The following is a 22,107-nucleotide window of genomic DNA, read 5'->3' as shown; positions in this document are numbered from 1 at the left end:
CTCCGTTCCGGAAAAGCAGTGCATACCTTTCCGGAGACGAGTGCAATGATAGGTTTAGTATTCCGCCGGAATCTCTATTCCGTGCTCTGTAAGAGTTGCTTTTAATATATCAATGTACTCCCGTAGGTGCTGGATTTCAATCCAGTTTCCATGGCATAATTCATTGGCCTCTGCTAATTCATAGCGGGTCAATTCATAGTCCATCCATTGAATACATTTATGGTCTTTACTGAAAGCGCAATAATTATTATCAATCATGGTTAGCTCCTTCCTGAGAAGCCTGTAAGCCATGACGCTTTCTCATAGATGTTTTTCCTTCAATGAGGATATCATAAGCGTTATTCGTAATACGATCCATGATGGCTTCCGATATCGGACTTCCTTCATCGAATTCCGGATCAATACGACCATACCATTCCTCATTGTTATACTGTGTACAGAAGATCATGGAACCCTTGGAACTGTTCACACGAGATTCAATGATTTCTAACAGGTTGTAAGTTTCCTGCGGTGTAAGTTTACGAATCAGCCACTCATCAATAATCAGAAGGTCTACCTTTTGATAAGCTTTAATTATTTTACGGAACGAACCATCTGCTTTTGCAAGATTGAGTTCGTCCAACAACTCGGGCATTCTGATATAGCGTACAGTTTTATATTTCCGGCAGGCTGCGTTGCCCAGTGCACAGGCAAGATATGTCTTACCGGAACCACTGGCACCTTTCAGAATGATATGGTGATTCTCGCTGATATACTGACAGGTAGCAAACCGTAGTAACTGCGCTTTATCCAGTTTCCGGTCAGGTAAGTACTCTATGTTTTCAATACATGCTGTTGGCTGAGAAAAGGTTGCCAGTTTTATCAGCTTTTGAAGCTTATTTTGTTGACGCCTGTTCCACTCAGCATCCACCAAGAGAGCAACACGTTCTTCAAAGGCAAGTGTTCCATATGTTTTGGTGTCACTCAGCTGGTTTTCCAGTTCTGATGCCATTGCGCTGCAGTGCATAGCTTTTAACGTTTCAAGCGTAGAATTATTTAACATGTTGCATCACCTCCATTTCTGTAGGCAGATGCACCTCTGGTAATTCCTTTGCTACGTTTTTCTGAAACAGGATGTTCCTCCACTGTCTTTTCTAATGGAAGTTTATCCTGTCCATTTTTCAGAATGGTTGCAATGCTTCTCAAAGAAGGCTGTGATGTAAAGGATAACAGTCTCTCACAAGCCTTTTCGATACGGTTTTGTCCGTAACGGTCAGCCATCTTCATCAGACTGACACAGTATTTATAACCCTGTTCTGGTTCTTTGCCGGAATAAAGGAAGTAATTAACAACCCTTGATGTGAATTCGCCAATACATTCTGCCCATGTTTTAAACTCCTCCGGATTATAAGTAAGATATTTCTGGTGTTCCGGCGGCATGTGTTCTTTGATAGAGATAGGATTCCTCTGTGCCACGTTTCTTCTTACATGAGAAGCAACACGACATCCATGGAAAAATACTTCTACAGTTGTGCCGGTACAGCGAATGTCCACATGTTCACCGATTAAATCAAATGGAACTGAGTATTTATTGATTCCGTCCGATATGAGATAATCGTTCTGAACCTTAGCAGTGGACCAGACTGCCGGTTCGTAAGGGCACAAAGGGAGCGGCTGCATAAATTCCTTTTCTTCATTCTCAAAGGCAATACGGCGGTTTCCTGCCCGTTTTGTAAATGAACGGTTATTCAGCTCTTCGAGCTTTTCAGAAACAGCCATTCTTGCTTCTTCAATAGAAAAGAAATGGTAGTTACGAAGTGCCGCCAGAATCCAGGTGGTTGCAAACTTAACAGAGCCTTCGGCATTAGGCTTATCATCCGGATGCTTTACCCTTGCAGGAACAATAGCAGTGTTATAATGCTCTGCCATTTCCTTGTAAGCACGAGGAATTACGGTTTCGTACCGGGTATTTCTTGTAATCCCGGCTTTTAGATTATCCGGTATTAACAGACGGGTTACACCGCCAAAGTATTCATAAGCATGTACATGGCAGTTAATAAACGTATCGGATTTCATGTTAATACAGATTTCAGCATACACATAGCAGCTGCATGATAATACAGCAACAAACAGATATGCCGGTGTAACTTCGCCGGTTACCGAATCATAAATATCAATGGTAGCTCCTGCCCAATCGACCTCCATTGTATCACCGGGTTTATGCTGAATACGCATAGTGGCTTTGGAAACACGTGCCCATTTATGATAGTTATCATTGAACTGGGTACTCATGTACGGCGTTTTACCTGCATTCCTTGCCTCTATACAGTATTCTGTCCAGAGAAGAGAAAGCGTTACCCCTTTCTTTGCTAGTTCCCTGTGAATGCGGGGATAGTCAGGAATCAAACGTTCTTCATCCTTTTTGTGTCTGTCCGGATAAAGAATAGATTCCAGTACGCGGTTTGTGACATCGTCATCAAGTGGCCATTGAATCTGTAAAGCACTGGCAATACTAAGAACTTCTTGAATCGTATTGCGTGAGCTGTGGACACTGGCAGCGATATCAGTTTGATTGTAGCCGAGGCTTTTTAGCCTCAAAATTTCTCGATAATCAACCATGGTTATCGACCTCCTATAATAATAGTCACACAATCGTGTGCCGGTTTTATTATAGGATATATAAAACGGAGTGCTCAACAGAGCGGAAAGGATGCTCTAAATCAGCGGAAGGTCTGCTCTAAATGACCGTGCAGAGTGCTCTATGTGGTCGGTATTTACAAGGAACTGAAAATTTCAGTTTTCAGCGGACAATTTAATATGGTTAAACAAGGCAGTCTTGCACTACGGTGTATGGCTGCTTTTTTCATCTGCAAGTATTATATACTCTTGAAAATCACTATTAAAAATGGTATGATTTGTATGAATAATCATACTTTGGAGGATTGGATATGGACTTTAAAAATGGAAAATATGCTTGGATGGTAAAGATTGGCGAAAAAGGACAGTTTGTAATTCCTAAAGAAGCAAGAGAACTCTTTGATCTTCAGCCAGGGAATAAAATTCTGGTTCTTGGAGATGAGAAAAGAGGAATTGCAATCCTGCCAAAAGAAATGCAAATGGAATATATCCAAAAGATTTTTTCGGAAATAGATGAATAAAGGATGGTGTGATACATGAGTAAAATAGTTTTCTTTTGTATTCCGGCGCATGGTCATACAAACCCTACTCTTGGCGTTGTACGTGAATTGGTTTCTCGTGGGCATCAGGTATGGTACTATTCTTATAATATCATGCGTGAAAAAATAGAATCCGCAGGAGCTACTTTCGTTTCTTGTGATGATTATGATATGGAGCAAAAGCTCACACCTAAAGATTCCGTACGTGTTGGTAAAGACCTGGCATTTTCGACGAAAATTTTAGTAGACACAACCTTAGCTCTTGATGATAAAGTGTGCGAAGATATGAAACGGCTGAAGCCGGACTGCATTGTTGCTGATTCAATGGCGGTATGGGGAAAAGCAATTGCTATAAAATTAGGAATACCTTTTGTTTCTTCTACTACAACTTTCGCATTCAATCAATATTCTGCAAAAATCATGAAGCAAGGTATTGGTGAATTAGTACGAATGTTAATTTCTATGCCCAAAATCACGAAAAATATAAAGCGCCTGCAGGACAAAGGGTATCCGATTAAAAGTGTACTTGATATTATCCAGAACGATGATAATACACACACGATTGTATACACTTCTTCTGATTTTCAGCCTTGTGCAGATACATTCTCAGACAAATACGTTTTTGTTGGTCCATCTATCCGCCCTGCTACTGATAAGATTGTAAAAACCAAAGAAAAACTGATCTATATTTCTATGGGCACCGTAAATAATGATATGATGCCTTTATATAAAACTTGTATTACCACCCTTGCAGATACGGAATATCAGGTAATTATATCTGTTGGTAATTTGGTATCCATCAAAGAATTCGGAAAATTGCCAGAAAATATCTCTGTATATGAACACGTTGATCAAATTGCGGTGCTTCAAGTGGCAGATATATTTCTGTCGCACTGTGGAATGAATAGCGTAAATGAGAGCCTTTATTTTGGAGTTCCTTTACTTATGCTTCCACAGACCGCTGAACAGGGAGGTGTTGCTGAACGTGTGCATCAACTTGGAGCAGGAATTAAACTAAAGAAAACTGACAGAATTTCCATTCAAAATGCCATAAATAAACTTCTGTTAGTGGGCTCATACAAAGAAAATGCCATGAAAATCTCTTGTAGCTTTAAACACTGTTCAGGTTCCAAAGGGGCAGCTGATAAAATCGAACAAGTTTGCAGGAAATAATATTGTACAAAATTTTAATTGCAGTCATGCACTACGGTGTGTGGCTGCTTTTCTTTTTTGCTCAATTTCCGCTCAATCCACGCTCAATGTGTTTTATGCCCTCTTTCAGTAGAATGAAATTGCAATGAAAACAGCACCAAATCAGAAAATCCGGTGCTACTTCAAAGCAAATCTACTGAAAGGGGGCATTTTTTATGAACACAAACAAGCGCAAGGAGGTACAGAGCAAATGAGAGAACTGAATAACATCAAAATTATCGCCGTCGATCATGGTTACGGCAACATTAAAACTGCGAACACAGTTACTTCTACCGGGGTGACCGCTTATGAAACAGAACCAATCTTCTCCGGCAACATTCTGGAGTATGGCGGTATCTATTACCGCATTGGGGAAGGTCACAAGGAATTTATCGCTGACAAGGCCATGGACGAGGACTATTACATTCTGACCCTTATGGCAGTTGCCAGAGAGCTGAACGTATATGGCATCCGTGAAGCAGATGTTCATCTGGCTGCCGGCCTGCCGCTGACCTGGATTCGCAAGCAGCGTGAAGACTTCCGAAACTACCTGCTCCGCAACAAGGAAGTGAACTTCCGATTTAACAGCAAGGACTATCACATCCGTTTTGTCGGATGTAACCTGTTTCCACAGGGATACCCTGCCATTGTCGGTCGTTTGGGGGATTTCAAAGGAACGAATCTTCTGGCAGACATTGGAAATGGCACGATGAACATTCTGTATATCAACAATAAAAAGGCAATGGAAAGCCGCTGCTGGACAGAAAAGTTTGGTGTCAATCAGTGTATGATTGCCGCTAAGAATGCGGTACTGGACAGCTTCGGGGTAAAAATCGAAGAATCCACCATTGAACAGGTGCTTCGCTTCGGTACTGCTGACATCAGCAAGTCGTATCTGGACTGTATCACTTCCGTAGCAAGGCGATATGTAGCTGATATTTTCGCCACACTTCGCCGCTATGAATACAATCCGGATTTGATGCGACTGTATATCGTTGGTGGTGGCGGTTGTCTGGTCAAACACTTTGGACAGTATGATGAAAGCCGAGTGACCATTCTGGATGATATTTGTGCGACAGCCAAAGGGTATGAATATCTCGCCTTTGCCAGCCTTCGCAGGAAGGAGTAACCCATGAGCGAGAATATCCGCAGCACAAACCTTCGCTTCAATCTGGAAAAGGACACACAGAAGCGAGCATGGCAATATCTTCAGGCCATGGACAAACAGCATTTCAAGTCCTACAGCAATGTAATTGCCGTGGCTCTGGTGGAATATTTTGACCGCTATTATCGCAGTCAGGATGATCCTTACTTTGAAACCAGAGAACGTGAGGAACGATTTGTAAATCAGATTGTTTTCGCTGTAGAAAGTGCCATGGAGAAAACACTTCCCATATTTCTTGCAGGCTGTATGGCGGGACTGTCGCAAATGCCGGTTACAACAACTCCGGTCACACAGCAGGAACCAGATGCAGAACTGGATTGGGACTTCCTTGGAGAATAAGTTTTCTCCGAGCTGATCTCATAGATGGGAGGTGAACACATGACACAATTTCTGACACAGGATAGTCCGATACCGCCGTATATGGCATTTCCAAGATTTCTACTGGACAAAGATGGACTGAGTGAAACCGCAAAAATTCTCTACACGGTTTTGCTCGACCGAGCAAGGCTGTCACAGAAAAACGATGGATGGTCAGATGAACAAGGTCATGTGTTCATTTTCTTTCCTATCAAGAGTCTGGCAGAAACCATGCATAAGAGCGAAATGTCCATCAAGACTGCACTATCTGCTCTGGAAAAAGAAAATCTGATTGTCCGCAGACGTCAGGGCGCAGGGTTTCCAAACAGGATCTATATCAAATATCCATTGGAAGCACTGGCTCAGACGGACAGAAATCTTTCTGTTAGGCAGACAGATTCCTGTCCTACAGATGGAACGAAAACTGTCTCTGTGACAGAAAGAAAACTGTCCAGTAGTAATAAAGAGAAGAACAATATGAAAAGAACAAATACAGAGAGTAAGGATGAACGTACCGCCTATGGCTCTTATCAAAATGTTTTCTTGAGCGTGGAAGAACTGATTTCCTTGCAAAAGGTAGTTCCCCACTATCAGGAATACATTGAAAAGCTATCCAGCTACATGGCATCCAGTGGTAAGCAATATTCCAACCATGCTGCTACCATACGAAGCTGGGTGTTGCGTGACCATCCTGCTCCTGTCAAACGAACCTATGAATGTAAGGAGGATGAAAGCCTATGAAACCAATTAGCAACGCCGTGGACGATCTGTTTCAGCCAAGAGAGCTTGCAGCGGACGAATATCTGAACGAAGCTGACGGGCTGATCTATTGTTCCAAATGCCATACTCCCAGACAGCACCGAATTGAACTGAAGGAACGAGTATTTCTCCCCACAGTTCGCTGCCGTTGTCAACAGGAGGAATATGACAAACAAGAAGCGGAGCGCCAGCATCAGGAACATCTAATACAAGTATCCCGATTGAGAGCCAATGGATTGCAGGACAAATCCCTGCGAGATTACAACTTTGCTAATGATAAAGGCTATAATCCGGAAATGCAGAAAGCCCATGATTATGTGGCACATTGGGAGGAAATGAAAGCCAACTCGTTGGGATTGCTCCTCTGGGGCGATGTGGGAACCGGCAAATCCTTTTTCGCCGGATGCATTGCAAATGCCCTTTTGGACAAAGGAATTCCGGTTTTGATGACCAACTTTTCCAGAATCCTGAATACGCTGACCGGAATGTATTCCGATGACAGAAACCAGTTCATTGACAGCTTTAACAAATACAGTCTGCTGATTATTGATGATCTGGGAATTGAACGAAGTTCAGAATTTGCTCTGGAACAGGTATTCAATGTGATTGACAGCCGATACCGAAGCAAAAAGCCGCTGATTGTAACCACCAATCTGACCTTGGATGAGCTGAAACATCCGAAAGATCTGGCAAGAGCCAGAATTTATGACCGAGTATTGGAGCGTTGTGTTCCTCTGAAAATCAATAATCAGAATATCCGAGAACTGAACGCAGCTGCCAATATGCAGGAAGCACGAAAAATATTAAATTCCGGTACTTAATTTCACAGCCGATGGTGCTGAACAATTCGCCTATCAGTACACAGATAACCTTAAAATTGCAAAGCGAATTGTATCTGCACCATCTACACCGGATTACAGTACCAACCCGATACCAGAAAGGAGAATTTATGGCAAATAACAGACCTATGACCGAAGATGAAAAGAAATTATTGCAGGCACAGCACAGATTGGAAGCTGCTGAAGCCCGTGACCGTCAAAAAGAGCGTAAGGCAAGAACCAGACGATTGATCCAGATGGGAGCCGTATTGGAGAGCGTGTTCCCGGAAGTTCAGACCATGGAGCTTGATGATGTGAAGCTGGAGCTGAAAAGACGATTGAATACGGAAGAACGATTGAAGGCATAAGCCTTGGCAGCTTTGCTGCTATCCCGAAGGGCGCACTTACTCACCACCCATAAAATGGGCGGTGGTATCCCCTTCGGGGTCGTGCGCTCTGCGAGGCTTTGCGGCTCCATTGGAGCCTTATGTACAATGCCACGCTTTTTCAAATTGCTGTCATTGTCCACGCAGTTTCCGCAAGTACAACCGCTGATGCGTTTGTCAGCCGGGGTACAAATTGTACCCTACCTTGCGCTAACTGCCTGCGAAAATCTGCCACCGGCAGTTTTATCGCAGAGATAGGTGCAGCATTTACCGCACCTATTTTCTTTTTCAGAAAAAGAATCAAAAATTGTGCTGTGGCACAGGAAGGAGGAAAATAGTGAACTATTTCCATTTGGAAGCAAAAGTTGTGAGCCGTGGTGCAGGACGTTCCGTAATAGCAGCTGCCGCTTATGCATCCTGCTCCCGACTCTACAATGATTATGACGGACTTACCCATGACTACACCAGAAAACAGGGATGTTTGTATAGCGAAGTCTTTCTTCCGCAGTATGCACCGGCAGAATGGAAAGACAGGCAGCTGCTCTGGGAAGCAGTCGAATCCGTAGAAAAAACAAAGGACAGCCGACTGGCAAGAGAGTTTGTGGTTGCTCTGCCATCGGAACTGTCCTTGGATGACTGGAAAAATATGTTGGAGCGTTTTGTTCATGAGCAAGGTATTGACCTTGGAATGTGTGCGGATGTGAACATCCATGATCCGTACCCTCCGGGGCATAATCCCCATAGCCATATTCTTTTCACCATGCGTCCCTTGGATGAGCATGGCAAGTGGCAGGCAAAGACACAGAAAGAATATCTTTGTAAGCGTGGCAGCGAAGAACGTGGATTTACCGCTGATGAGTTCAAAGTCTCCAAGACACAGGGCTGGGAGAAACAATATATGTATCAGTTCGGGGAGAAAAAGGAGTATTTAACCCCGTCTGAAGCCGAGAAAATTGAGGGATGTATCAGAACATCAAAGACACCCAAAAGTACCCGCTATGGGAGACAGAACCCTCTTACAGAGCGTTGGAACAGCGAGGAACAGATATTTGCGTGGCGTAAGAGTTGGGAAACGATTATCAATGAAGAACAGGCACGTCATGGTATTGCCGATCGTGTAGACTGTCGCAGTCATGCCGCCAGAGGATTGAGCGAACAGCCGACCGTCCACGAAGGATACCATGCAAGAAAACTGGAATCCATGGGAATTGTTTCTGGCCGTTGTGAACTGAACCGTCAGATCAAAGCAGATAATAAGCTCCTGCGTGAATTGAAAAAACAAGTACAGAAGCTGATGAAAGCTGTCAAAGAAAATATTCCGGCCATCGCTTCTGCATTGGAAACTCTGCGTGACCACATGGTTCTGATTCAATATCAGTTGATCATGAATATTTCTCAGCAGGAAGCGGTAGTTTTCCAGAAAAATCTTCTGGCCGATATACTGGCTGAATACAAAAATGTAAAATCTGAAATCAAAGCCAAAACTGCTGAGAAAAAAGAACTGATTGCAGAGCAGAAAAACTGCGGTATTCACTTCATCCGTGCAGGTAAGCTGGGCGAACAGATAGCCACTTTGACGGAGGATATTGAAGAACTGAAATTCCGGAAGGCACAGTTGCTGGCTCGATTGAATTGCCAGGATAATGGTGTTGCTGCTAAGAAGCAGGCATTAAAAGATATGGACACGACGCTGGATACCTTAGTGCAACAGCACACCCTATTGTCCGGGCAGAAAGAAGCTAATAAAGCAGAGTTCCTTGAAATCCGAGATGGTATTGCACCGGAAAATAAGGGTGCTGTCATGCAGAAACGTGAAGCCCTCCGTCCTGAAGGCATGGTCGGTATGATTCGGAAATTGTATGAGAAATACAGAGATAAATACAGTTCTGATACCTTCGATGAAGCCAACCGGCAGATTGATGCCGAATTGAAGGAGCAGCCGATTCATAAGAAAAAGCGTTCTATCAATGAACAGTTGAAGACACCGGAACAGGTAGTGCCACAATCGAAGAAGCAGAATAAGAAAGAATACGAACGATAAGAAAACCACGGCTGTTGCTCTATAATGGAGTAGCAGTCGTGGCTTTCTTTTAGAAATTGTAGCTCGGAAGATTCCGGTATTCCTCAGGTATCTCATTCCCGAAACAGCTAAGCTCCCTGATGAACTTGGATTCACAATCAGGAAACACCCACTTGTTCAGATAATCAATGAAATCAGGTGCGCCGAAAACTGCACCAAGTTGATTATCACTAAAGTGCTTCAAAAACTTACCATTCTCAGGACCATGCCAGACCCAATTAGCGGCAAAGTCCCAACAGTATTTATCAAGATCGGCAGCAACTTCCGCAGGAACCAAGTAGATCATTGCTTCACTGTCATGGCTGAGAATGACTTCTTTCGTACCGGTATATTCGGTTTCATCAACGAAAACCATATCTCCGTTATGATAGATTTCAATAGTACATTCACCCATTGTTCCACCTTTTGAAAGGAAACCGGTGTAGCAGACACGGTTGTAGCCGTAGTTTTCGTCCATGATTGAGAAACCTGCGTTTTCAAAGCTGTCTATAAAGTCTTTCAGGAACATCTTTTCGCCTGAGAATGTTCCTACATTTCCATAGAATCCATTGTAAATGTAAACATAGCAAAAGTCGAAGTCTACGTCGTGAAATTCTACATAGCCCTCAACCTGAGATGACAGATTGGCGGTTTTTATCATACCGGACTGTGTTCTCATTGTAATGGTATTTCCGTCTACTTCAAATGCAATCACATTCATATCGTGCAGATTGTAGGGCGGGTTAATTTTATCAAATATGGTTCTTGTCATGGCTCCCTCCAATCTATTGTTTCTCGTCTAACACCCACGGAAGCTTTACCCAAAACTCCAAATCAAAGTGGGATGTCGGAAAGTCCGGTGCTCCGTAAGGGTAAGGTTCGTGGCAGCACCGTACTTCACCCCAATCAGCAACTGTACTCTTTGCGGTATCTTCATTCAGAATACGACCGGCAAGACGATAGCTGAATTGATATAAGTGATCGTTATCCTTGGGCATGATCTCACATACATAGGTAGCTTTCTCCGGTGCAATATTCAGTTCTCTTAGAATGGCATGAACAGCTTCGGGAAGCTCGTTTCGCTTGCACAATTCTAAGAAATTGCGGCAATCACCACATTCACAGCCCCATGGCTCACTTGTTAAATACCATTCTTTTGTAGCAGATTCGTTTATCTCCACTTCAAAATCCCAAAGGTTCCGTTTTATCATTCCATGCACCACCCTTTATGTGAGATTGATGATTCGTATTTCTTATTCAACTTCTTTCAGCAGTTCCTCAACGGAGACACCGAACAGTTTTGCCAGAGCAAAAAGGTTGGAAGTGCTGGGATCAGAGATTCCCTGCTCCCACTTCGATACGGATTGTCTGCTGACGCCAACAGCTTCAGCAACAAATTCTTGTGTCATTTTGTTCTTGGTGCGATAATTTTTCAAAACTTCTCCCAAAGATTTTTTGATGATTGCGGATTCCTTACGAGAGTCGGAGGATGAGATGTATTTTTTTAATGCTTTGCAAAGCAAAACAAAGAGATAAATAATTCCTCCAATAGTTAAGAAAAAGAGTGGCAGCGTAATCAAAGCCATAAATAATGTTGTTTTCATAATGCGTCTCCTTTCGTGGTTTACTATGCCTATATCGTAGCAAAAACCACCGGTTGCTACCACCAACTATCACGCACTTTTAAGGTGCATTGGGGGAGCGGTGCTGTTTTGGGGATTATCAATATCATTTTGTCAGTTTATTTGCCACAACAGCCATCTGCTCCGGAGTAGGTTCCCAACTATAGAAGGTAATTTCTGCAATTCGTTCATCCCAAACTAATAGATATTTATTAAGTACCGAATCGCTCCAATGGAGCTGATAGGCTTCATCAGCACCCCAAGGTGTAGCATCTATAGCTTCATAATGATCTGTGAAAATATAATCTCCGTGAATTTCGTCCTGACGTTCATTGATGACGGCATTTTTAATTGTAGTGAATATCCCCGGAATATTTGCCGTAATGATTGTATATTCAATATCTGGAAGTTCTTTGAAGTTATCTGCATCATAGCGAGGGTTTTGTCTACATTCGGTTTTTGTCAAAAAGATTGTCTTGTCCTCTGTACAATGATAAGAATAACTTTCATATTGCTCACCGGTCAAGTCTTCGATTGTAAGCGGAAGTTCATCGTCATAATACTCCCAAACCATTCCGTCATGTTCATAGGTTCCAGCAGCGTTACTATCTGTGAAGAATCCCTGTTCTGTGCCTTTAATAATAGCAAATGTCAATACACCGACCAGTGCAACAGACATAGCTATGCTGACCAGCATTGTGACGGTAAAATTGATTTTTGCTGATACTTTTCTGCGTTTGAGATAACGCATAACAGTGCGAACAATGACAATCAACGCAGTCATATACAATACGCCAAATACTATGCCTTGTACAGCGCCTGCACCAGGAAGGGACAGAAGCATACACACCAGTACAGTCATCAGTAGAATAAACAGAGTATTTTTGATAAAACGAGTGTCTTTAGGAAGAAGCAGACGATCTTCTTCAAGTGCAATTCTCTGAGCTTTCTTGTGCCACCGGAAATACGCAATGGGTTCCGCTGTTGTAGAAATAAGGTAGAGTGACCACATACAGCCTGAACAAAGTCTGCTTGCATTTGCGAGTGTGTCAACAGGATAGGTAAAAAGCTGATAAGCAAAAAGTCCCAGATTCATAATACCAAGAAGTAAACCTAACCAGAAATTAACAAGAATAGATTTCTTGGCAGCTCTGTGAATATTCTCGATTTGAGCAACTGGATCAGTTTCAATCGGACGAGGGTTTTCAGATTCATTGTAAAAAATCTGGATTTGAGCTGCTTGCACAGCCAGCTTCCAACCAGTATGTTCGCAAAAATCCCAAAGCATTTTTAATTCATCGGATGGCTCCGGATCTAATGCCGTTGCTTTTGGGAAATATGTTACAGCAAAATGCAGTTGCTTCGGTTCGATACGCTCATATTTCCATACAGTTCCCTCTGCACTTTTCAGCATCCAACCTTCTAAAGCCATTTCAGACAAATGCTTTTCAATAGTAGGGAAATCATAAAAAGAAAAGAAACTTAATTGGTGTTTGGTATTCTTCATTTGCTTTCCTCCTTTCCAAAGAGAGCATCGTAATCAGCAACACGCTTACGTAATTTTTGAGTTTCAGCCTCTAACATCTCTCTACCTTTATCGGTCAAGATGTAGCTGCGGCGACGACCTTCTACCTTAACTTCTCGAATCATACCTGCATCCAGAAACTGTTCCAACAAGTTGTACATTGTTCCCGAACCGACAGTAACTTGGTCATCGGTCATAGCGGATATTTTATCAAAAATATCAATGCCATAACATTCTTCTTTCAGACTGAGCAAAATATAAAACATCTGCTCTGTTAGCGTTTGAAATTTCGGTCTTGGCATCGTCACACCTCCTCATCTCGAATATCGAGTTCTTTGATTTTATTATAACTCGAATATCGAGAAAGTCAAGATATGAAGATATAATTCATAGAAAATTAAGAAAGCCACGGCGGTTGCTTCGTAATGGAGTAACCGCCGTGGCATCTTTTATCAGCAATATATCAATTCACTTAACACAATTTCCTCTACCGCATTACGGATATTATTCATAGCACCGACCCACGCCGTCTGGTCACGAGCCTTTAATGCTTCGTTTACGCCCTGTCGCTCCTGCATTTGCAGGGTCAGCAGCTCCATTCTCTGATTAGCGGAATCATCTACCTCATTCAGATGTTTGACCAGTTCTCCGTCCAGCAAAAGCGTAGTGTATAATACCTTATGATTCTCTTTCAGATGACGCAGACGCATTCGGCCATACTTGCCGTAATGAGGTTCTTCCTCTGGAAGTGCAAGATCCGGATAATACATTCCGTCTGCCCCCAATGTATAAGTTCCGCCCATTTCTTCGAAAAATGATTTCATAGAAAACCCTCCAATCTGTTTACTTTATTGCTACGCTATGTTATAATACCACAAGACACATCACATATCAAGATAAGGAGGATATGAAAATGCGGAAAAATGAAGAAATGATTGCTATCTATTCCCGTAAGTCTAAGTTCACGGGCAAAGGCGAAAGTATCGGCAATCAGGTCGAACTTTGTAAGGAATATATTCGTGTGCATTATGGTGATGCCGCTGTTGATAAAGTTGTTGTATATGAAGACGAAGGATTTTCTGGCGGTAATTTGAATCGTCCGGATTTTAAGAAGATGATGGACGCTGCCAAGAAGCGTAAGTTCAAGGCAATTATTGTTTATCGTCTTGACCGTATCAGTCGAAATATCAGCGACTTTTCTACTTTGATTGAAGAACTGGCTCGTCTGGATATTTCTTTTGTTTCTATTAAAGAGCAGTTCGATACAAGCACTCCTATGGGACGAGCTATGATGTATATTGCATCGGTTTTTTCTCAATTGGAACGTGAAACCATCGCAGAACGTATTCGTGATAATATGCACGAACTGGCAAAGACCGGACGCTGGCTTGGAGGTACGACACCTACCGGCTATGCGTCAGAAGCAGTTAAGAGCATTACCATTGATGGTAAATCCAAGAAAGCCTGCAAGCTGAAACTGATTCCGGATGAAGCTGATATTGTTAGAATGATTTATGATTTATATATAGAAACAGATTCTCTGACTTTGACAGAAGCTGCCTTGATCAAACAGGGTATCAAGACAAAAAACAATAACTACTTTACTCGTTTCTCAATCAAAGCTATTTTGCAAAATCCGGTTTATATGATTGCGGATGAAGATGCCTATAATTACTTCGTTCAGAACGATACAGACTTGTTCTCAGAAAAAGATGCTTTCGATAACCAGCATGGTATTATGGCTTACAACCGTACCGATCAGGAAAAAGGCAGAGCCACCAAGTACCTGCCTGCAAGCGAGTGGATTGTATCTGTCGGCAAACATCCGGGTCTGATTCCGGGTAAAGTGTGGGTGCAGATTCAAGAATCTCTGGAACGCAATAAGTCGAAGTCTTTCAGAAAACCTCGCAGTAACGAAGCACTTTTGACTGGATTGTTGTTCTGTAGCTGCGGTGAGCGTATGTACCCGAAGATGAGCAAGCGCAAAACTGCGGACGGCAAGGTAATTTATACCTATGTTTGCAAAATGAAGGAACGCAGTCAGAGATCTGTGTGCAACAGCAAAAATGCCAACGGCAACACTTTGGATATGGCTGTGGTTGAGCAGATTAAAATGCTTGCAGAGGACAAAGACACTTTCATTGCACAGTTGGAGCAAAGCCGCAGATTCTATACCGGCAATCGTATGGACTATGAACAGCGATTGGATGATATGCGAAAAGAAAAGGCAGATACAGAGAAGAAAATCAACTCTCTGGTAGACTCCCTCGTAGATATGGGTGACAGCCCTGCCAAGGCTCATGTAACCAAACGAATTGAGCAGTTGAATGGAGAATACCAGTCCCTTGAACAGCGTATTCAGGAACTGGAGGGACTGACTTCACAGCACGCTCTCAGCGACATTGAATTTGATTTGCTTCGTCAGTTGCTGACCATCTTCAAGGATGGCATTGATGAAATGACAGTTGAACAGAAACGTGCTGCCATTCGTACCATTGTGCGTAAGGTGGTATGGGATGGTGTCAACGCCCATGTGATTCTGTTTGGTGTAAAGGATGATGAAATCGAGTATCCGGAAATTGCTGCTGTAGCATCCGGTAATACTGAGGATGATGACGAAACAGAGGAATTGGTGAACTTCTCTGATGTCGATTATGATACTGACGATATGGAGGATGACCGCCTGGGAAAAACTAATCCCCTCAGTGCTTTAAAAACGCATTGGGGGGAGGATAGCAAATGAAATTCTGATGCACTTACGCAACAACAAGCATGCTTTCCAGACGCGTTCTTTAGATGATGCGATTGGTCAGGATAAAGATGGCAGCGAGCTGACCTTGATCGACGTGATTCCCGCCCCGGACCAGCCTGACCCCATCGACAAATTGATGCTTGAGGAAAACAAACGCAAGCTCGCTCAGTTCATGGGTTTATTGGATGAACGGGAGCACAGCATCCTTGTCCGCCGCTATGGGCTGGAAGGGCATCAGGAAATGACGCAGCGGGATATTGCCAGACAGGAACACATTTCCAGATCCTACGTCTCGCGGATTGAAAAGCGGGCTTTCATGAAGCTTCTGCGGGCATTTATGAAGGAGAATCAGGAAAAGAAGTAGCCATTTGTTTTGAAAACCATTATAATCATCTTGAGAGATTCGAGGTGGATAAAATGAGTATAGAATGTGTAATTTTTGACTGTGACGGCCTGATGTTCGATACCGAAAAGGTCGCTAATGAAAACTGGCGGGAAATCGCTGGAAAATATGGAATTACGTTAGACGATGAGTTTTTCTATCAGATCATCGGCTGCGGACACAAATTATTCTTAAAAGCCATGGAGAACCATCAGGATCTAAAACCGCATCTTCCGGAAATCAGCGAAGGCCGGTTAAAAAAGATCTTTGGCATGTGTGAAAACAAAGGCAGCCTGAATAAAAAAGGATTGACTGAATTGCTCGACTATTTAGACGAGGCAGGCATCAAGAAATGCGTCGCTTCGTCCAGTCACCGCGAATATGTCGACACGCTTTTAGGCAGTATCGGCAAGCCTTATCACTTCGACAGCGTCGTGTGCGGCGATGAAGTGACCCATGGCAAACCGGATCCGGAAATCTTTTTAACCGCTGCGCGGAAAGCCGGCGCCGCCCCGGAAAAATGCGTCGTGCTGGAAGATTCCAAGTTCGGCATCATCGCCGCAAAGCGGGCAGGGATGAAAAGCGTCTGGATCTATGACTTTGTAAAACCGGATGAAGAAATGAAGGAAGCAATCCAGGAAAGCCGCAATGATCTGCTTGAAGTAATTGATTATTTAAAGGAGCAGGCACGATGAGCCGTTCCCCTGCTTTTCCTGCTTCTTCATCTGTTCACGGCCGGCGGTGGTCAGCGATGCTTTTATCTCTTTTGATGCTTGCCAGCTGCAGCCGCCCGGAACCTGTTCCCTCTCCGGAAATTTTACCCAGCCCAACGCCTTCTGACAATGCCGTTTCTGAAAAGCTCAATGAACAGCAGTTAAAAGAGCTTGTCGCAAAAATGGAAGTTCAGGAGAAAGTGGGTCAACTGGTCATCGTTTCTTTTGAAACGACGGAAGTCGATACGAAAACTGAGGCCTGGCTCAGAACCAATAAGATCGGCAACGTCATCGTGTATGCGAAAAATATCGAAAACGCCGGGCAGGCGACGACGCTGACCGGACAGCTCCAGAACACCATCCGCGGCGCAACTCAGATTCCGGCGTTCATTGGAATCGATCAGGAAGGCGGCATGGTCAACCGGGTCCGCGAAGGCGTCACAATTTTCCCATCCCCGATGGCGATCGCGGCCGGCCGGCAGGAGAATCTGTATTCGCTGGCGTGGTCGATGGCAGATGAGCTTTCCGGCATGGGCTTCAATATGAACTTCGCGCCGGTGCTCGACGTCAACTCCAATCCGGACAACCCGGTGATCAATCTGCGTTCGTATGGCGATGATCCGAAAGCTGTCGCCAGCTTTGCCTCGATCTGGATTAAAGGCTTGCAGGAAGGCGGCGTGGTCAGCGTAGCGAAGCATTTCCCAGGGCATGGAGATACAAGCGAGGATTCGCATTTCGCCCTGCCCACTGTCAATAAGACGCTGGATCAGCTGAAAGAAACGGAATTGATTCCGTTTGAAACGGCGATTCGCAGCGGCGTCAGCGCGATTATGACCTCGCATATCCTGTTCCCTAAAATTGAAAAAGAAAAGATTCCCGCAACTTTATCCAAAACGATCATCACCGATTTGTTGAAAAATGAGTTGGGCTACAACGGAATCGTCATCAGCGACAGCCTGCAGATGGATGCCATTGAAGCGCATTACGGGATGGCAGAAGCGGCAGTTCAGGCAATTCAGGCCGGCGTGGACATGGTGATTCTGGGCGATGGCAAAGTCCTGCAGCCGGACAGCGAAGATGTTCAAACACCGGTGATCGAGGCCCTGATTGAAGCTGTCAATCAGGGAACCATCAGCACCGAGCGACTGGACGACGCGGTTCTTTCCATTCTGCGGATTAAGAATGATTATGGCTTGTTTGAGGACAACGGCGAATCCAATCATGCACCTTACGATATTGATCTGGAATCGCATCAGGTGCTCGTTCAGGATACGACAGACCAAAGCATGACGTTGATCCGCGATGAGATTTCCGCGCTGCCGCTGCCGACAGACAGCACCTTGTTTATTTCCTTTCCTTGCGTCTATCCGCTGGAATTCGATAAAAAGAGCTTCGGCGAAGTGGCCGCGGATTCCTTATTTGGCAAGGCCGTGAATGTTCATCAGGATCCGACACAATCGGAAATCGACGATATCCTGCAGCGGGCCTCCGGTTACGACACCCTTGTTTTATTGGTCTACAATATGGCGGATTCTCCAAACCAGAAAAAATTACTGGATCAGCTGCTTGAAACTGAAAAGCCGATTGTCGTCATCTGCGCGGGCAGTCCGTATGATCTGCAATATCTAAAAGATGCTCCGACCGTGCTTTGTACGTATGGCTATACCCCTGCCGCGGTGCAGTCGGTCATCTCCGTACTCAATGGAACCTTGCTTCCTGAAGGCAAATTGCCCGTGGAAATCCCTGAGAGCTAAAATAAGAAAAGCTGATGATTCACACAGGAATGAAGCTTCTTTCCTGGAGTGAATCATCAGCTTTTTTATGTCTGTTCTTTAAAATATAATTTTTAAAATTCATGGCTCAACAGAAAATCCACAATGGGCATCGCCTTAATTTTCTCCACATTACCGCCTGAGAAAATATCGGTTCGTAATACATAGTTCGGGATAATTATCCCGAATATCCAATAATTTTCCAGCTTCACATTTTCTGTTTCTGCGGATCCAATCTCTTGGGCGAACTGGATATACAGCTTATTCTCCTGCTTCAGGAGAATCTCATTCCATTCTCTTTTCACAGAAAATTCTCTTAGTTTTATGGTTATAATTGATGAATAACATAAATTGATATAAATATCCGGTTATAATTGTATTTTTTTAATAAAAAAGAGCCGGATTTTACAATTCAGCCCTTTCTTTATTCAAAAATTCAAGTTACAGACTCATCCAGCTGGAATCCGACGGATTCGCCCGGAACGCCTGAAGCTTTTTAACATCATCAGCGCTGATATAGCCGGTTTCCACAGCGACCTCAATCAGCGCGTCATAGTTGGAAGCCGATACGTTCTTCACGTTTGCGGCCGCCAGCCGGTCGATCCCCTTCTGCAGGCCATAGGTGAAGATCGACGCAATGCCCAGCACTTCCGCGCCCGCTTCCCGCAGCACGTTGACGACGTCGATGCAGCTGCCGCCGGTGGAAATCAGATCTTCGACGACGACGACCTTCGTTCCTGGCTCGCAGCGTCCCTCAATCTGATTGGTGCGGCCATGATCCTTGGCGCTGGAACGGACATAGCCCATCGGCAGGTTCAGAATCTGAGCGACCAGCGCAGCATGCGCGATGCCGGCGGTGCTGGTGCCCATGACTGCCTCGCATTGCGGATAGTACGTTTTGATGATCTCGGCGATCGCGTGCTCCACATCATCGCGGACCTCCGGATAAGATAAGGTCAGGCGGTTATCGCAGTAGATCGGCGCTTTGATCCCGCTGGCCCAGGTAAACGGATCGTTCGGCTTTAAGAAAACCGCTTTGATGTCCAGTAAATGCTTGGCAATATTTTTCTCTGTGCTCATGGTTATTTCCCCTCCACAAATTCTCTGATGCAGCGGCGGTAGCTGGCCACCGGATCCTTGCTGGCGGTAATCGAACGGCCGACAACGATGTAATCGGCGCCGATCTCGCGAGCCTTGGCCGGCGTGGTGACGCGGACCTGATCGCCCTTGGCGTCATCCGCAAAGCGAATGCCCGGCGTGACGGTAAGGAAGTTTTCACCGCAGACCTGATGTACCAGACCGGCCTCCAGCGGGCTGCACACAACCCCGGCCAGACCGGCGATTTCCGCGTTGTGCGCGTAATGCTGAACGGTATCCGCAATCGGATGATCGATCCACAGCTCATTGCGCATCCGATCTTCGCTGGTGCTGGTCAGCTGGGTGACGGCGATCAGCTTCGTATGCGCGCCGACCTCGTCGATCGCTTCCTGCGCGGCTTTCATCATTTCGATTGTGCCGGCGGCGTGAACGTTGGTCATATCGACGTCCAGCAGCGCGATGTTGCGCATCGCTTTCTTCACGGTATTGGGAATATCGTGCAGCTTCAGATCAAGGAAAATTTTATGGCCGCGCGCCTTGATCTCGCGGACCATGTCCGGTCCTTCGGCATACAACAGCTCCATGCCGATTTTCACATACGGCTTTTCCTCGGTAAACAGGTCCAGAAACGCCATCGTTTCCGCTTTGGTTGAAAAGTCGCAGGCGATCATTACATCTCGTTCTTTCATCATTGGTGAGCCCTCCCTATTACGTCACTCAATTTTTCAATGTTCAGTTCATCCATCAAGGATGGCAGCCGTTCGATAATTTCCTTGCAGACATACGGATTGCGCAGGTTTTCCGCGCCGATCTCGACCGCGGTGGCCCCGGCGTACATCATTTCGATGACGTCCTCGGCGCTGGCGATGCCGCCGATCCCGATGATCGGCAGTTTGACAGCTTCATAAACCTGATACACCATCCGTAAGGCGACCGGTTTGATCGCCGGGCCGGAGAAGCCGCCCATGACGTTGGCGATGATCGGCCTGCCCGTGCGCAGGTCGAAGCGCGCGCCCAATAACGTGTTGATCATCGAGATCCCGTCCGCCCCGGCGTCTTCACAAGCTTTGGCAATCGCAACGATGTCGGTGACGTTCGGCGACAGCTTGATGTAGACCGGCTTGGTGGTCACCGCCTTGACCGCGCGGGTGATCTCGGCCGCGGCGTCCGGACTGACGCCGAAGCTCATGCCCCCGCCATGCACGTTCGGGCAGCTGATGTTGACCTCCAGAATGCCGACGATGTCCTGCGCGTCCATCTTTTTCGCGCATTCGACATATTCCTCTTTGGAGAAGCCGGATACGTTAGCGACGACTTTTTTCTGGTAGACCTGCTTCAACTTCGGAAATTCCTCGCTGATGACCTTGTCAATGCCCGGGTTCTGTAACCCGACGGCATTGATCATGCCCCGTTCGCACTCCGCAATCCGCGGCGTCGGGTTGCCGAAGCGCGCCTCGCGGGTCGTGCCCTTGGTCGCGATCGAGCCGAGGATGTTGATGTCGTAGAAATCCGCAAACTCATAGCCGAACCCGAAAGTTCCGCTGGCCGGAATGACCGGGTTGTCCAGCTCCCAGCCGGACAGCGTGACCTTTAATCTTTCGTCCATAAGACCTCCTGACTGGAAAGCACCGGGCCTTCCTTGCAGATGCGTTTCGGGCCGGAAATCGTTTCGCAGCTGCAGCCCATGCACGCGCCGAAGCCGCAGCCCATGCGTTCCTCAAAGGACAGCTGACCCTGAGCGTTTGAGGTTCTCCAGACTGCCTTGAGCATTGGCATCGGGCCGCAGGCGAAGTACGGCAGATTGGTCAGACCTTCCTGAATCATGACGTCGCTGACAAAGCCCTTGACGCCCTGACTGCCGTCATTGGTGCTGAGCTTGACGTCGCAGCCCAGATCCGCAAACTTCTTGATGTAGAAGATATCCTTCTCCGCCGTAAAGCCGAGAATCACAACCGGCTGCTTCCCCTGCTTCAAACACGTTTTCGCCAGTCCGTAGAGCGGCGGCACGCCGACGCCCCCGCCGACCAGCAGCACCTTTTTTTCATCGAAGGCTTCCGGTGTGAAGCCGTTGCCCAGGCCGACCAGACATTCCAGCAGCTCGCCCGGCTGTTTTTGAGACATCTGCTTCGTACCGAAGCCAACGACCTTGTAGATGATCGTCAGGCCGTTCTCATTCCAGTCGCAGATACTGATCGGCCGCTTGAGGTAGGCATTGTCGATCGTGACGTTGAGAAACTGCCCGGGATGGGTGATCCAGGAGGAATCCCCTTCCAGTTCCATTTCATAGACCTGGTCGGCGAGATTCCAGTTGGAGATGATCCGATATTGTTTTATGCGCTCTCCCATAACTCCT

Annotated in this window: 27 protein-coding genes; 12 read left to right on the top strand and 15 right to left on the bottom strand. The window is 45.5% G+C overall.

What is annotated here, in order from left to right; all coding sequences use genetic code 11:
- Positions 1-54: 54 nt before the first annotated feature.
- From BQ7364_RS07330 to istA, 3 genes are read right to left on the bottom strand one after another with little or no spacing between them, the layout of a single operon-like run.
- The gene (locus tag BQ7364_RS07330; protein WP_200798775.1) at positions 55-258 is read right to left on the bottom strand and encodes a mobility-associated LCxxNW protein; all 204 of its coding nucleotides are present in this window, start codon (positions 256-258) and stop codon (positions 55-57) included.
- Positions 251-1,042 (bottom strand): ATP-binding protein, encoded by a 792-nt coding sequence (locus tag BQ7364_RS07325; protein ID WP_072684126.1) that lies wholly within the window; start codon positions 1,040-1,042, stop codon positions 251-253. The genes BQ7364_RS07330 and BQ7364_RS07325 overlap by 8 nt, the downstream gene beginning before the upstream one ends.
- Positions 1,036-2,598 carry an IS21 family transposase gene (gene istA, locus BQ7364_RS07320; RefSeq protein WP_072684125.1) on the bottom strand — a complete coding sequence of 521 codons (1,563 nt, stop codon included), beginning with the start codon at positions 2,596-2,598 and terminating at the stop codon, positions 1,036-1,038. Before istA ends, BQ7364_RS07325 begins: the two co-directional genes overlap by 7 nt.
- Before the next feature lie 329 nt (positions 2,599-2,927).
- Between istA and BQ7364_RS07315 the strand changes: the two genes are divergently transcribed.
- The 7 genes from BQ7364_RS07315 to BQ7364_RS07285 all read left to right on the top strand — a co-directional run bounded on the left by BQ7364_RS07315 (position 2,928) and on the right by BQ7364_RS07285 (position 7,813).
- On the top strand, positions 2,928-3,137 hold the full coding sequence (locus BQ7364_RS07315) for an AbrB/MazE/SpoVT family DNA-binding domain-containing protein (RefSeq protein WP_072684124.1): 210 nt from the start codon (positions 2,928-2,930) through the stop codon (positions 3,135-3,137).
- 15 nt (positions 3,138-3,152) lie between these two features.
- Positions 3,153-4,328 (top strand): macrolide family glycosyltransferase, encoded by a 1,176-nt coding sequence (locus BQ7364_RS07310; RefSeq protein ID WP_072684123.1) that lies wholly within the window; start codon positions 3,153-3,155, stop codon positions 4,326-4,328.
- 229 nt (positions 4,329-4,557) lie between these two features.
- Positions 4,558-5,475 carry a ParM/StbA family protein gene (locus tag BQ7364_RS07305; RefSeq protein ID WP_072684122.1) on the top strand — a complete coding sequence of 306 codons (918 nt, stop codon included), beginning with the start codon at positions 4,558-4,560 and terminating at the stop codon, positions 5,473-5,475.
- Between the two features lie 3 nt (positions 5,476-5,478).
- Positions 5,479-5,850: an adenylate cyclase gene (locus tag BQ7364_RS07300; RefSeq protein ID WP_072684121.1), complete on the top strand. Its 372-nt coding sequence runs from the start codon at positions 5,479-5,481 to the stop codon at positions 5,848-5,850.
- Between the two features lie 39 nt (positions 5,851-5,889).
- A complete protein-coding gene (locus BQ7364_RS07295) occupies positions 5,890-6,609 on the top strand; it encodes a replication initiator protein A (RefSeq protein WP_072684120.1) in 720 nt (239 codons plus the stop codon).
- The gene (locus BQ7364_RS07290) at positions 6,606-7,448 is read left to right on the top strand and encodes an ATP-binding protein (protein WP_072684119.1); all 843 of its coding nucleotides are present in this window, start codon (positions 6,606-6,608) and stop codon (positions 7,446-7,448) included. Before BQ7364_RS07295 ends, BQ7364_RS07290 begins: the two co-directional genes overlap by 4 nt.
- Before the next feature lie 146 nt (positions 7,449-7,594).
- Complete coding sequence (locus BQ7364_RS07285) at positions 7,595-7,813, top strand: DUF3847 domain-containing protein (protein ID WP_083538531.1); 219 nt, start codon at positions 7,595-7,597, stop codon at positions 7,811-7,813.
- A gap of 139 nt (positions 7,814-7,952) precedes the next feature.
- Here the strand turns inward: BQ7364_RS07285 and BQ7364_RS17750 are convergent, their stop codons facing one another.
- Positions 7,953-8,183 (bottom strand): hypothetical protein, encoded by a 231-nt coding sequence (locus BQ7364_RS17750; protein ID WP_139248588.1) that lies wholly within the window; start codon positions 8,181-8,183, stop codon positions 7,953-7,955.
- Here BQ7364_RS17750 and mobQ point away from each other — a divergent pair.
- The gene (gene mobQ, locus BQ7364_RS07280; protein ID WP_072684117.1) at positions 8,169-9,872 is read left to right on the top strand and encodes a MobQ family relaxase; all 1,704 of its coding nucleotides are present in this window, start codon (positions 8,169-8,171) and stop codon (positions 9,870-9,872) included. The two genes, BQ7364_RS17750 and mobQ, sit on opposite strands and share 15 nt — an antisense overlap.
- Positions 9,873-9,921: 49 nt before the next feature.
- Here the strand turns inward: mobQ and BQ7364_RS18130 are convergent, their stop codons facing one another.
- The 6 genes from BQ7364_RS18130 to BQ7364_RS07250 form a co-directional block, all read right to left on the bottom strand.
- A complete protein-coding gene (locus BQ7364_RS18130; RefSeq protein WP_072684116.1) occupies positions 9,922-10,662 on the bottom strand; it encodes a hypothetical protein in 741 nt (246 codons plus the stop codon).
- Between the two features lie 13 nt (positions 10,663-10,675).
- Positions 10,676-11,101: a hypothetical protein gene (locus BQ7364_RS07270; protein ID WP_072684115.1), complete on the bottom strand. Its 426-nt coding sequence runs from the start codon at positions 11,099-11,101 to the stop codon at positions 10,676-10,678.
- Between the two features lie 42 nt (positions 11,102-11,143).
- Entirely contained in the window at positions 11,144-11,494 is a 351-nt protein-coding gene (locus BQ7364_RS07265) for a helix-turn-helix domain-containing protein (RefSeq protein WP_072684114.1), read from the bottom strand.
- A 124-nt stretch (positions 11,495-11,618) separates the two neighbouring features.
- A complete protein-coding gene (locus BQ7364_RS07260) occupies positions 11,619-13,019 on the bottom strand; it encodes a DUF2812 domain-containing protein (protein ID WP_072684113.1) in 1,401 nt (466 codons plus the stop codon).
- On the bottom strand, positions 13,016-13,339 hold the full coding sequence (locus BQ7364_RS07255) for a PadR family transcriptional regulator (protein ID WP_072684112.1): 324 nt from the start codon (positions 13,337-13,339) through the stop codon (positions 13,016-13,018). Before BQ7364_RS07255 ends, BQ7364_RS07260 begins: the two co-directional genes overlap by 4 nt.
- A 150-nt stretch (positions 13,340-13,489) precedes the next feature.
- The gene (locus tag BQ7364_RS07250; RefSeq protein WP_072684111.1) at positions 13,490-13,861 is read right to left on the bottom strand and encodes a TnpV protein; all 372 of its coding nucleotides are present in this window, start codon (positions 13,859-13,861) and stop codon (positions 13,490-13,492) included.
- Between the two features lie 89 nt (positions 13,862-13,950).
- Here BQ7364_RS07250 and BQ7364_RS07245 point away from each other — a divergent pair, with 89 nt between their 5' ends.
- From BQ7364_RS07245 to nagZ, 4 genes are read left to right on the top strand one after another with little or no spacing between them, the layout of a single operon-like run.
- Complete coding sequence (locus BQ7364_RS07245) at positions 13,951-15,780, top strand: recombinase family protein (protein WP_072684110.1); 1,830 nt, start codon at positions 13,951-13,953, stop codon at positions 15,778-15,780.
- Between the two features lie 7 nt (positions 15,781-15,787).
- The gene (locus BQ7364_RS07240) at positions 15,788-16,153 is read left to right on the top strand and encodes a sigma-70 family RNA polymerase sigma factor (protein ID WP_229100626.1); all 366 of its coding nucleotides are present in this window, start codon (positions 15,788-15,790) and stop codon (positions 16,151-16,153) included.
- 53 nt (positions 16,154-16,206) lie between these two features.
- Positions 16,207-16,866 (top strand): HAD family hydrolase, encoded by a 660-nt coding sequence (locus tag BQ7364_RS07235; protein WP_072684109.1) that lies wholly within the window; start codon positions 16,207-16,209, stop codon positions 16,864-16,866.
- A 56-nt stretch (positions 16,867-16,922) separates the two neighbouring features.
- Entirely contained in the window at positions 16,923-18,638 is a 1,716-nt protein-coding gene (gene nagZ / locus BQ7364_RS07230; RefSeq protein WP_159432768.1) for a beta-N-acetylhexosaminidase, read from the top strand.
- A 92-nt stretch (positions 18,639-18,730) separates the two neighbouring features.
- On the opposite strand, the gene BQ7364_RS07225 is transcribed toward nagZ, so the two are convergent.
- The 5 genes from BQ7364_RS07225 to BQ7364_RS07205 all read right to left on the bottom strand — a co-directional run bounded on the left by BQ7364_RS07225 (position 18,731) and on the right by BQ7364_RS07205 (position 22,100).
- Complete coding sequence (locus BQ7364_RS07225) at positions 18,731-18,961, bottom strand: hypothetical protein (protein WP_072684108.1); 231 nt, start codon at positions 18,959-18,961, stop codon at positions 18,731-18,733.
- 136 nt (positions 18,962-19,097) lie between these two features.
- On the bottom strand, positions 19,098-19,736 hold the full coding sequence (pyrE, locus tag BQ7364_RS07220) for an orotate phosphoribosyltransferase (protein WP_072684107.1): 639 nt from the start codon (positions 19,734-19,736) through the stop codon (positions 19,098-19,100).
- Positions 19,737-19,738: 2 nt separating this feature from the next.
- Complete coding sequence (pyrF, locus tag BQ7364_RS07215) at positions 19,739-20,446, bottom strand: orotidine-5'-phosphate decarboxylase (protein WP_200798774.1); 708 nt, start codon at positions 20,444-20,446, stop codon at positions 19,739-19,741.
- On the bottom strand, positions 20,443-21,360 hold the full coding sequence (locus tag BQ7364_RS07210) for a dihydroorotate dehydrogenase (protein WP_072684106.1): 918 nt from the start codon (positions 21,358-21,360) through the stop codon (positions 20,443-20,445). The genes pyrF and BQ7364_RS07210 overlap by 4 nt, the downstream gene beginning before the upstream one ends.
- Positions 21,345-22,100 carry a dihydroorotate dehydrogenase electron transfer subunit gene (locus BQ7364_RS07205; RefSeq protein ID WP_072684105.1) on the bottom strand — a complete coding sequence of 252 codons (756 nt, stop codon included), beginning with the start codon at positions 22,098-22,100 and terminating at the stop codon, positions 21,345-21,347. Before BQ7364_RS07205 ends, BQ7364_RS07210 begins: the two co-directional genes overlap by 16 nt.
- Positions 22,101-22,107 lie beyond the last annotated feature (7 nt).

The sequence above is a fragment of the Holdemania sp. Marseille-P2844 genome, from assembly GCF_900120005.1.
In the GTDB taxonomy this organism is placed as follows: Bacteria; Bacillota_I; Bacilli_A; order Erysipelotrichales; family Erysipelotrichaceae; genus Holdemania.
This window is presented reverse-complemented; position numbering and strand designations above follow the sequence as displayed.

Excerpts from the sequence above, each read along its gene's own strand:
- BQ7364_RS07330 (WP_200798775.1), bottom strand. The coding sequence starts at position 258 with ATGATTGATAATAATTATTGCGCTTTCAGTAAAGACCATAAATGTATT.
- BQ7364_RS07325 (WP_072684126.1), bottom strand. The coding sequence starts at position 1,042 with ATGTTAAATAATTCTACGCTTGAAACGTTAAAAGCTATGCACTGCAGC.
- istA (WP_072684125.1), bottom strand. The coding sequence starts at position 2,598 with ATGGTTGATTATCGAGAAATTTTGAGGCTAAAAAGCCTCGGCTACAAT.
- BQ7364_RS07315 (WP_072684124.1), top strand. The coding sequence starts at position 2,928 with ATGGACTTTAAAAATGGAAAATATGCTTGGATGGTAAAGATTGGCGAA.
- BQ7364_RS07310 (WP_072684123.1), top strand. The coding sequence starts at position 3,153 with ATGAGTAAAATAGTTTTCTTTTGTATTCCGGCGCATGGTCATACAAAC.
- BQ7364_RS07305 (WP_072684122.1), top strand. The coding sequence starts at position 4,558 with ATGAGAGAACTGAATAACATCAAAATTATCGCCGTCGATCATGGTTAC.
- BQ7364_RS07300 (WP_072684121.1), top strand. The coding sequence starts at position 5,479 with ATGAGCGAGAATATCCGCAGCACAAACCTTCGCTTCAATCTGGAAAAG.
- BQ7364_RS07295 (WP_072684120.1), top strand. The coding sequence starts at position 5,890 with ATGACACAATTTCTGACACAGGATAGTCCGATACCGCCGTATATGGCA.
- BQ7364_RS07290 (WP_072684119.1), top strand. The coding sequence starts at position 6,606 with ATGAAACCAATTAGCAACGCCGTGGACGATCTGTTTCAGCCAAGAGAG.
- BQ7364_RS07285 (WP_083538531.1), top strand. The coding sequence starts at position 7,595 with ATGACCGAAGATGAAAAGAAATTATTGCAGGCACAGCACAGATTGGAA.
- BQ7364_RS17750 (WP_139248588.1), bottom strand. The coding sequence starts at position 8,183 with ATGGAAATAGTTCACTATTTTCCTCCTTCCTGTGCCACAGCACAATTT.
- BQ7364_RS18130 (WP_072684116.1), bottom strand. The coding sequence starts at position 10,662 with ATGACAAGAACCATATTTGATAAAATTAACCCGCCCTACAATCTGCAC.
- BQ7364_RS07270 (WP_072684115.1), bottom strand. The coding sequence starts at position 11,101 with ATGATAAAACGGAACCTTTGGGATTTTGAAGTGGAGATAAACGAATCT.
- BQ7364_RS07265 (WP_072684114.1), bottom strand. The coding sequence starts at position 11,494 with ATGAAAACAACATTATTTATGGCTTTGATTACGCTGCCACTCTTTTTC.
- BQ7364_RS07260 (WP_072684113.1), bottom strand. The coding sequence starts at position 13,019 with ATGAAGAATACCAAACACCAATTAAGTTTCTTTTCTTTTTATGATTTC.
- BQ7364_RS07255 (WP_072684112.1), bottom strand. The coding sequence starts at position 13,339 with ATGCCAAGACCGAAATTTCAAACGCTAACAGAGCAGATGTTTTATATT.
- BQ7364_RS07250 (WP_072684111.1), bottom strand. The coding sequence starts at position 13,861 with ATGAAATCATTTTTCGAAGAAATGGGCGGAACTTATACATTGGGGGCA.
- BQ7364_RS07245 (WP_072684110.1), top strand. The coding sequence starts at position 13,951 with ATGCGGAAAAATGAAGAAATGATTGCTATCTATTCCCGTAAGTCTAAG.
- BQ7364_RS07240 (WP_229100626.1), top strand. The coding sequence starts at position 15,788 with ATGCACTTACGCAACAACAAGCATGCTTTCCAGACGCGTTCTTTAGAT.
- BQ7364_RS07235 (WP_072684109.1), top strand. The coding sequence starts at position 16,207 with ATGAGTATAGAATGTGTAATTTTTGACTGTGACGGCCTGATGTTCGAT.
- nagZ (WP_159432768.1), top strand. The coding sequence starts at position 16,923 with ATGCTTTTATCTCTTTTGATGCTTGCCAGCTGCAGCCGCCCGGAACCT.
- pyrE (WP_072684107.1), bottom strand. The coding sequence starts at position 19,736 with ATGAGCACAGAGAAAAATATTGCCAAGCATTTACTGGACATCAAAGCG.
- pyrF (WP_200798774.1), bottom strand. The coding sequence starts at position 20,446 with ATGATGAAAGAACGAGATGTAATGATCGCCTGCGACTTTTCAACCAAA.
- BQ7364_RS07210 (WP_072684106.1), bottom strand. The coding sequence starts at position 21,360 with ATGGACGAAAGATTAAAGGTCACGCTGTCCGGCTGGGAGCTGGACAAC.
- BQ7364_RS07205 (WP_072684105.1), bottom strand. The coding sequence starts at position 22,100 with ATGGGAGAGCGCATAAAACAATATCGGATCATCTCCAACTGGAATCTC.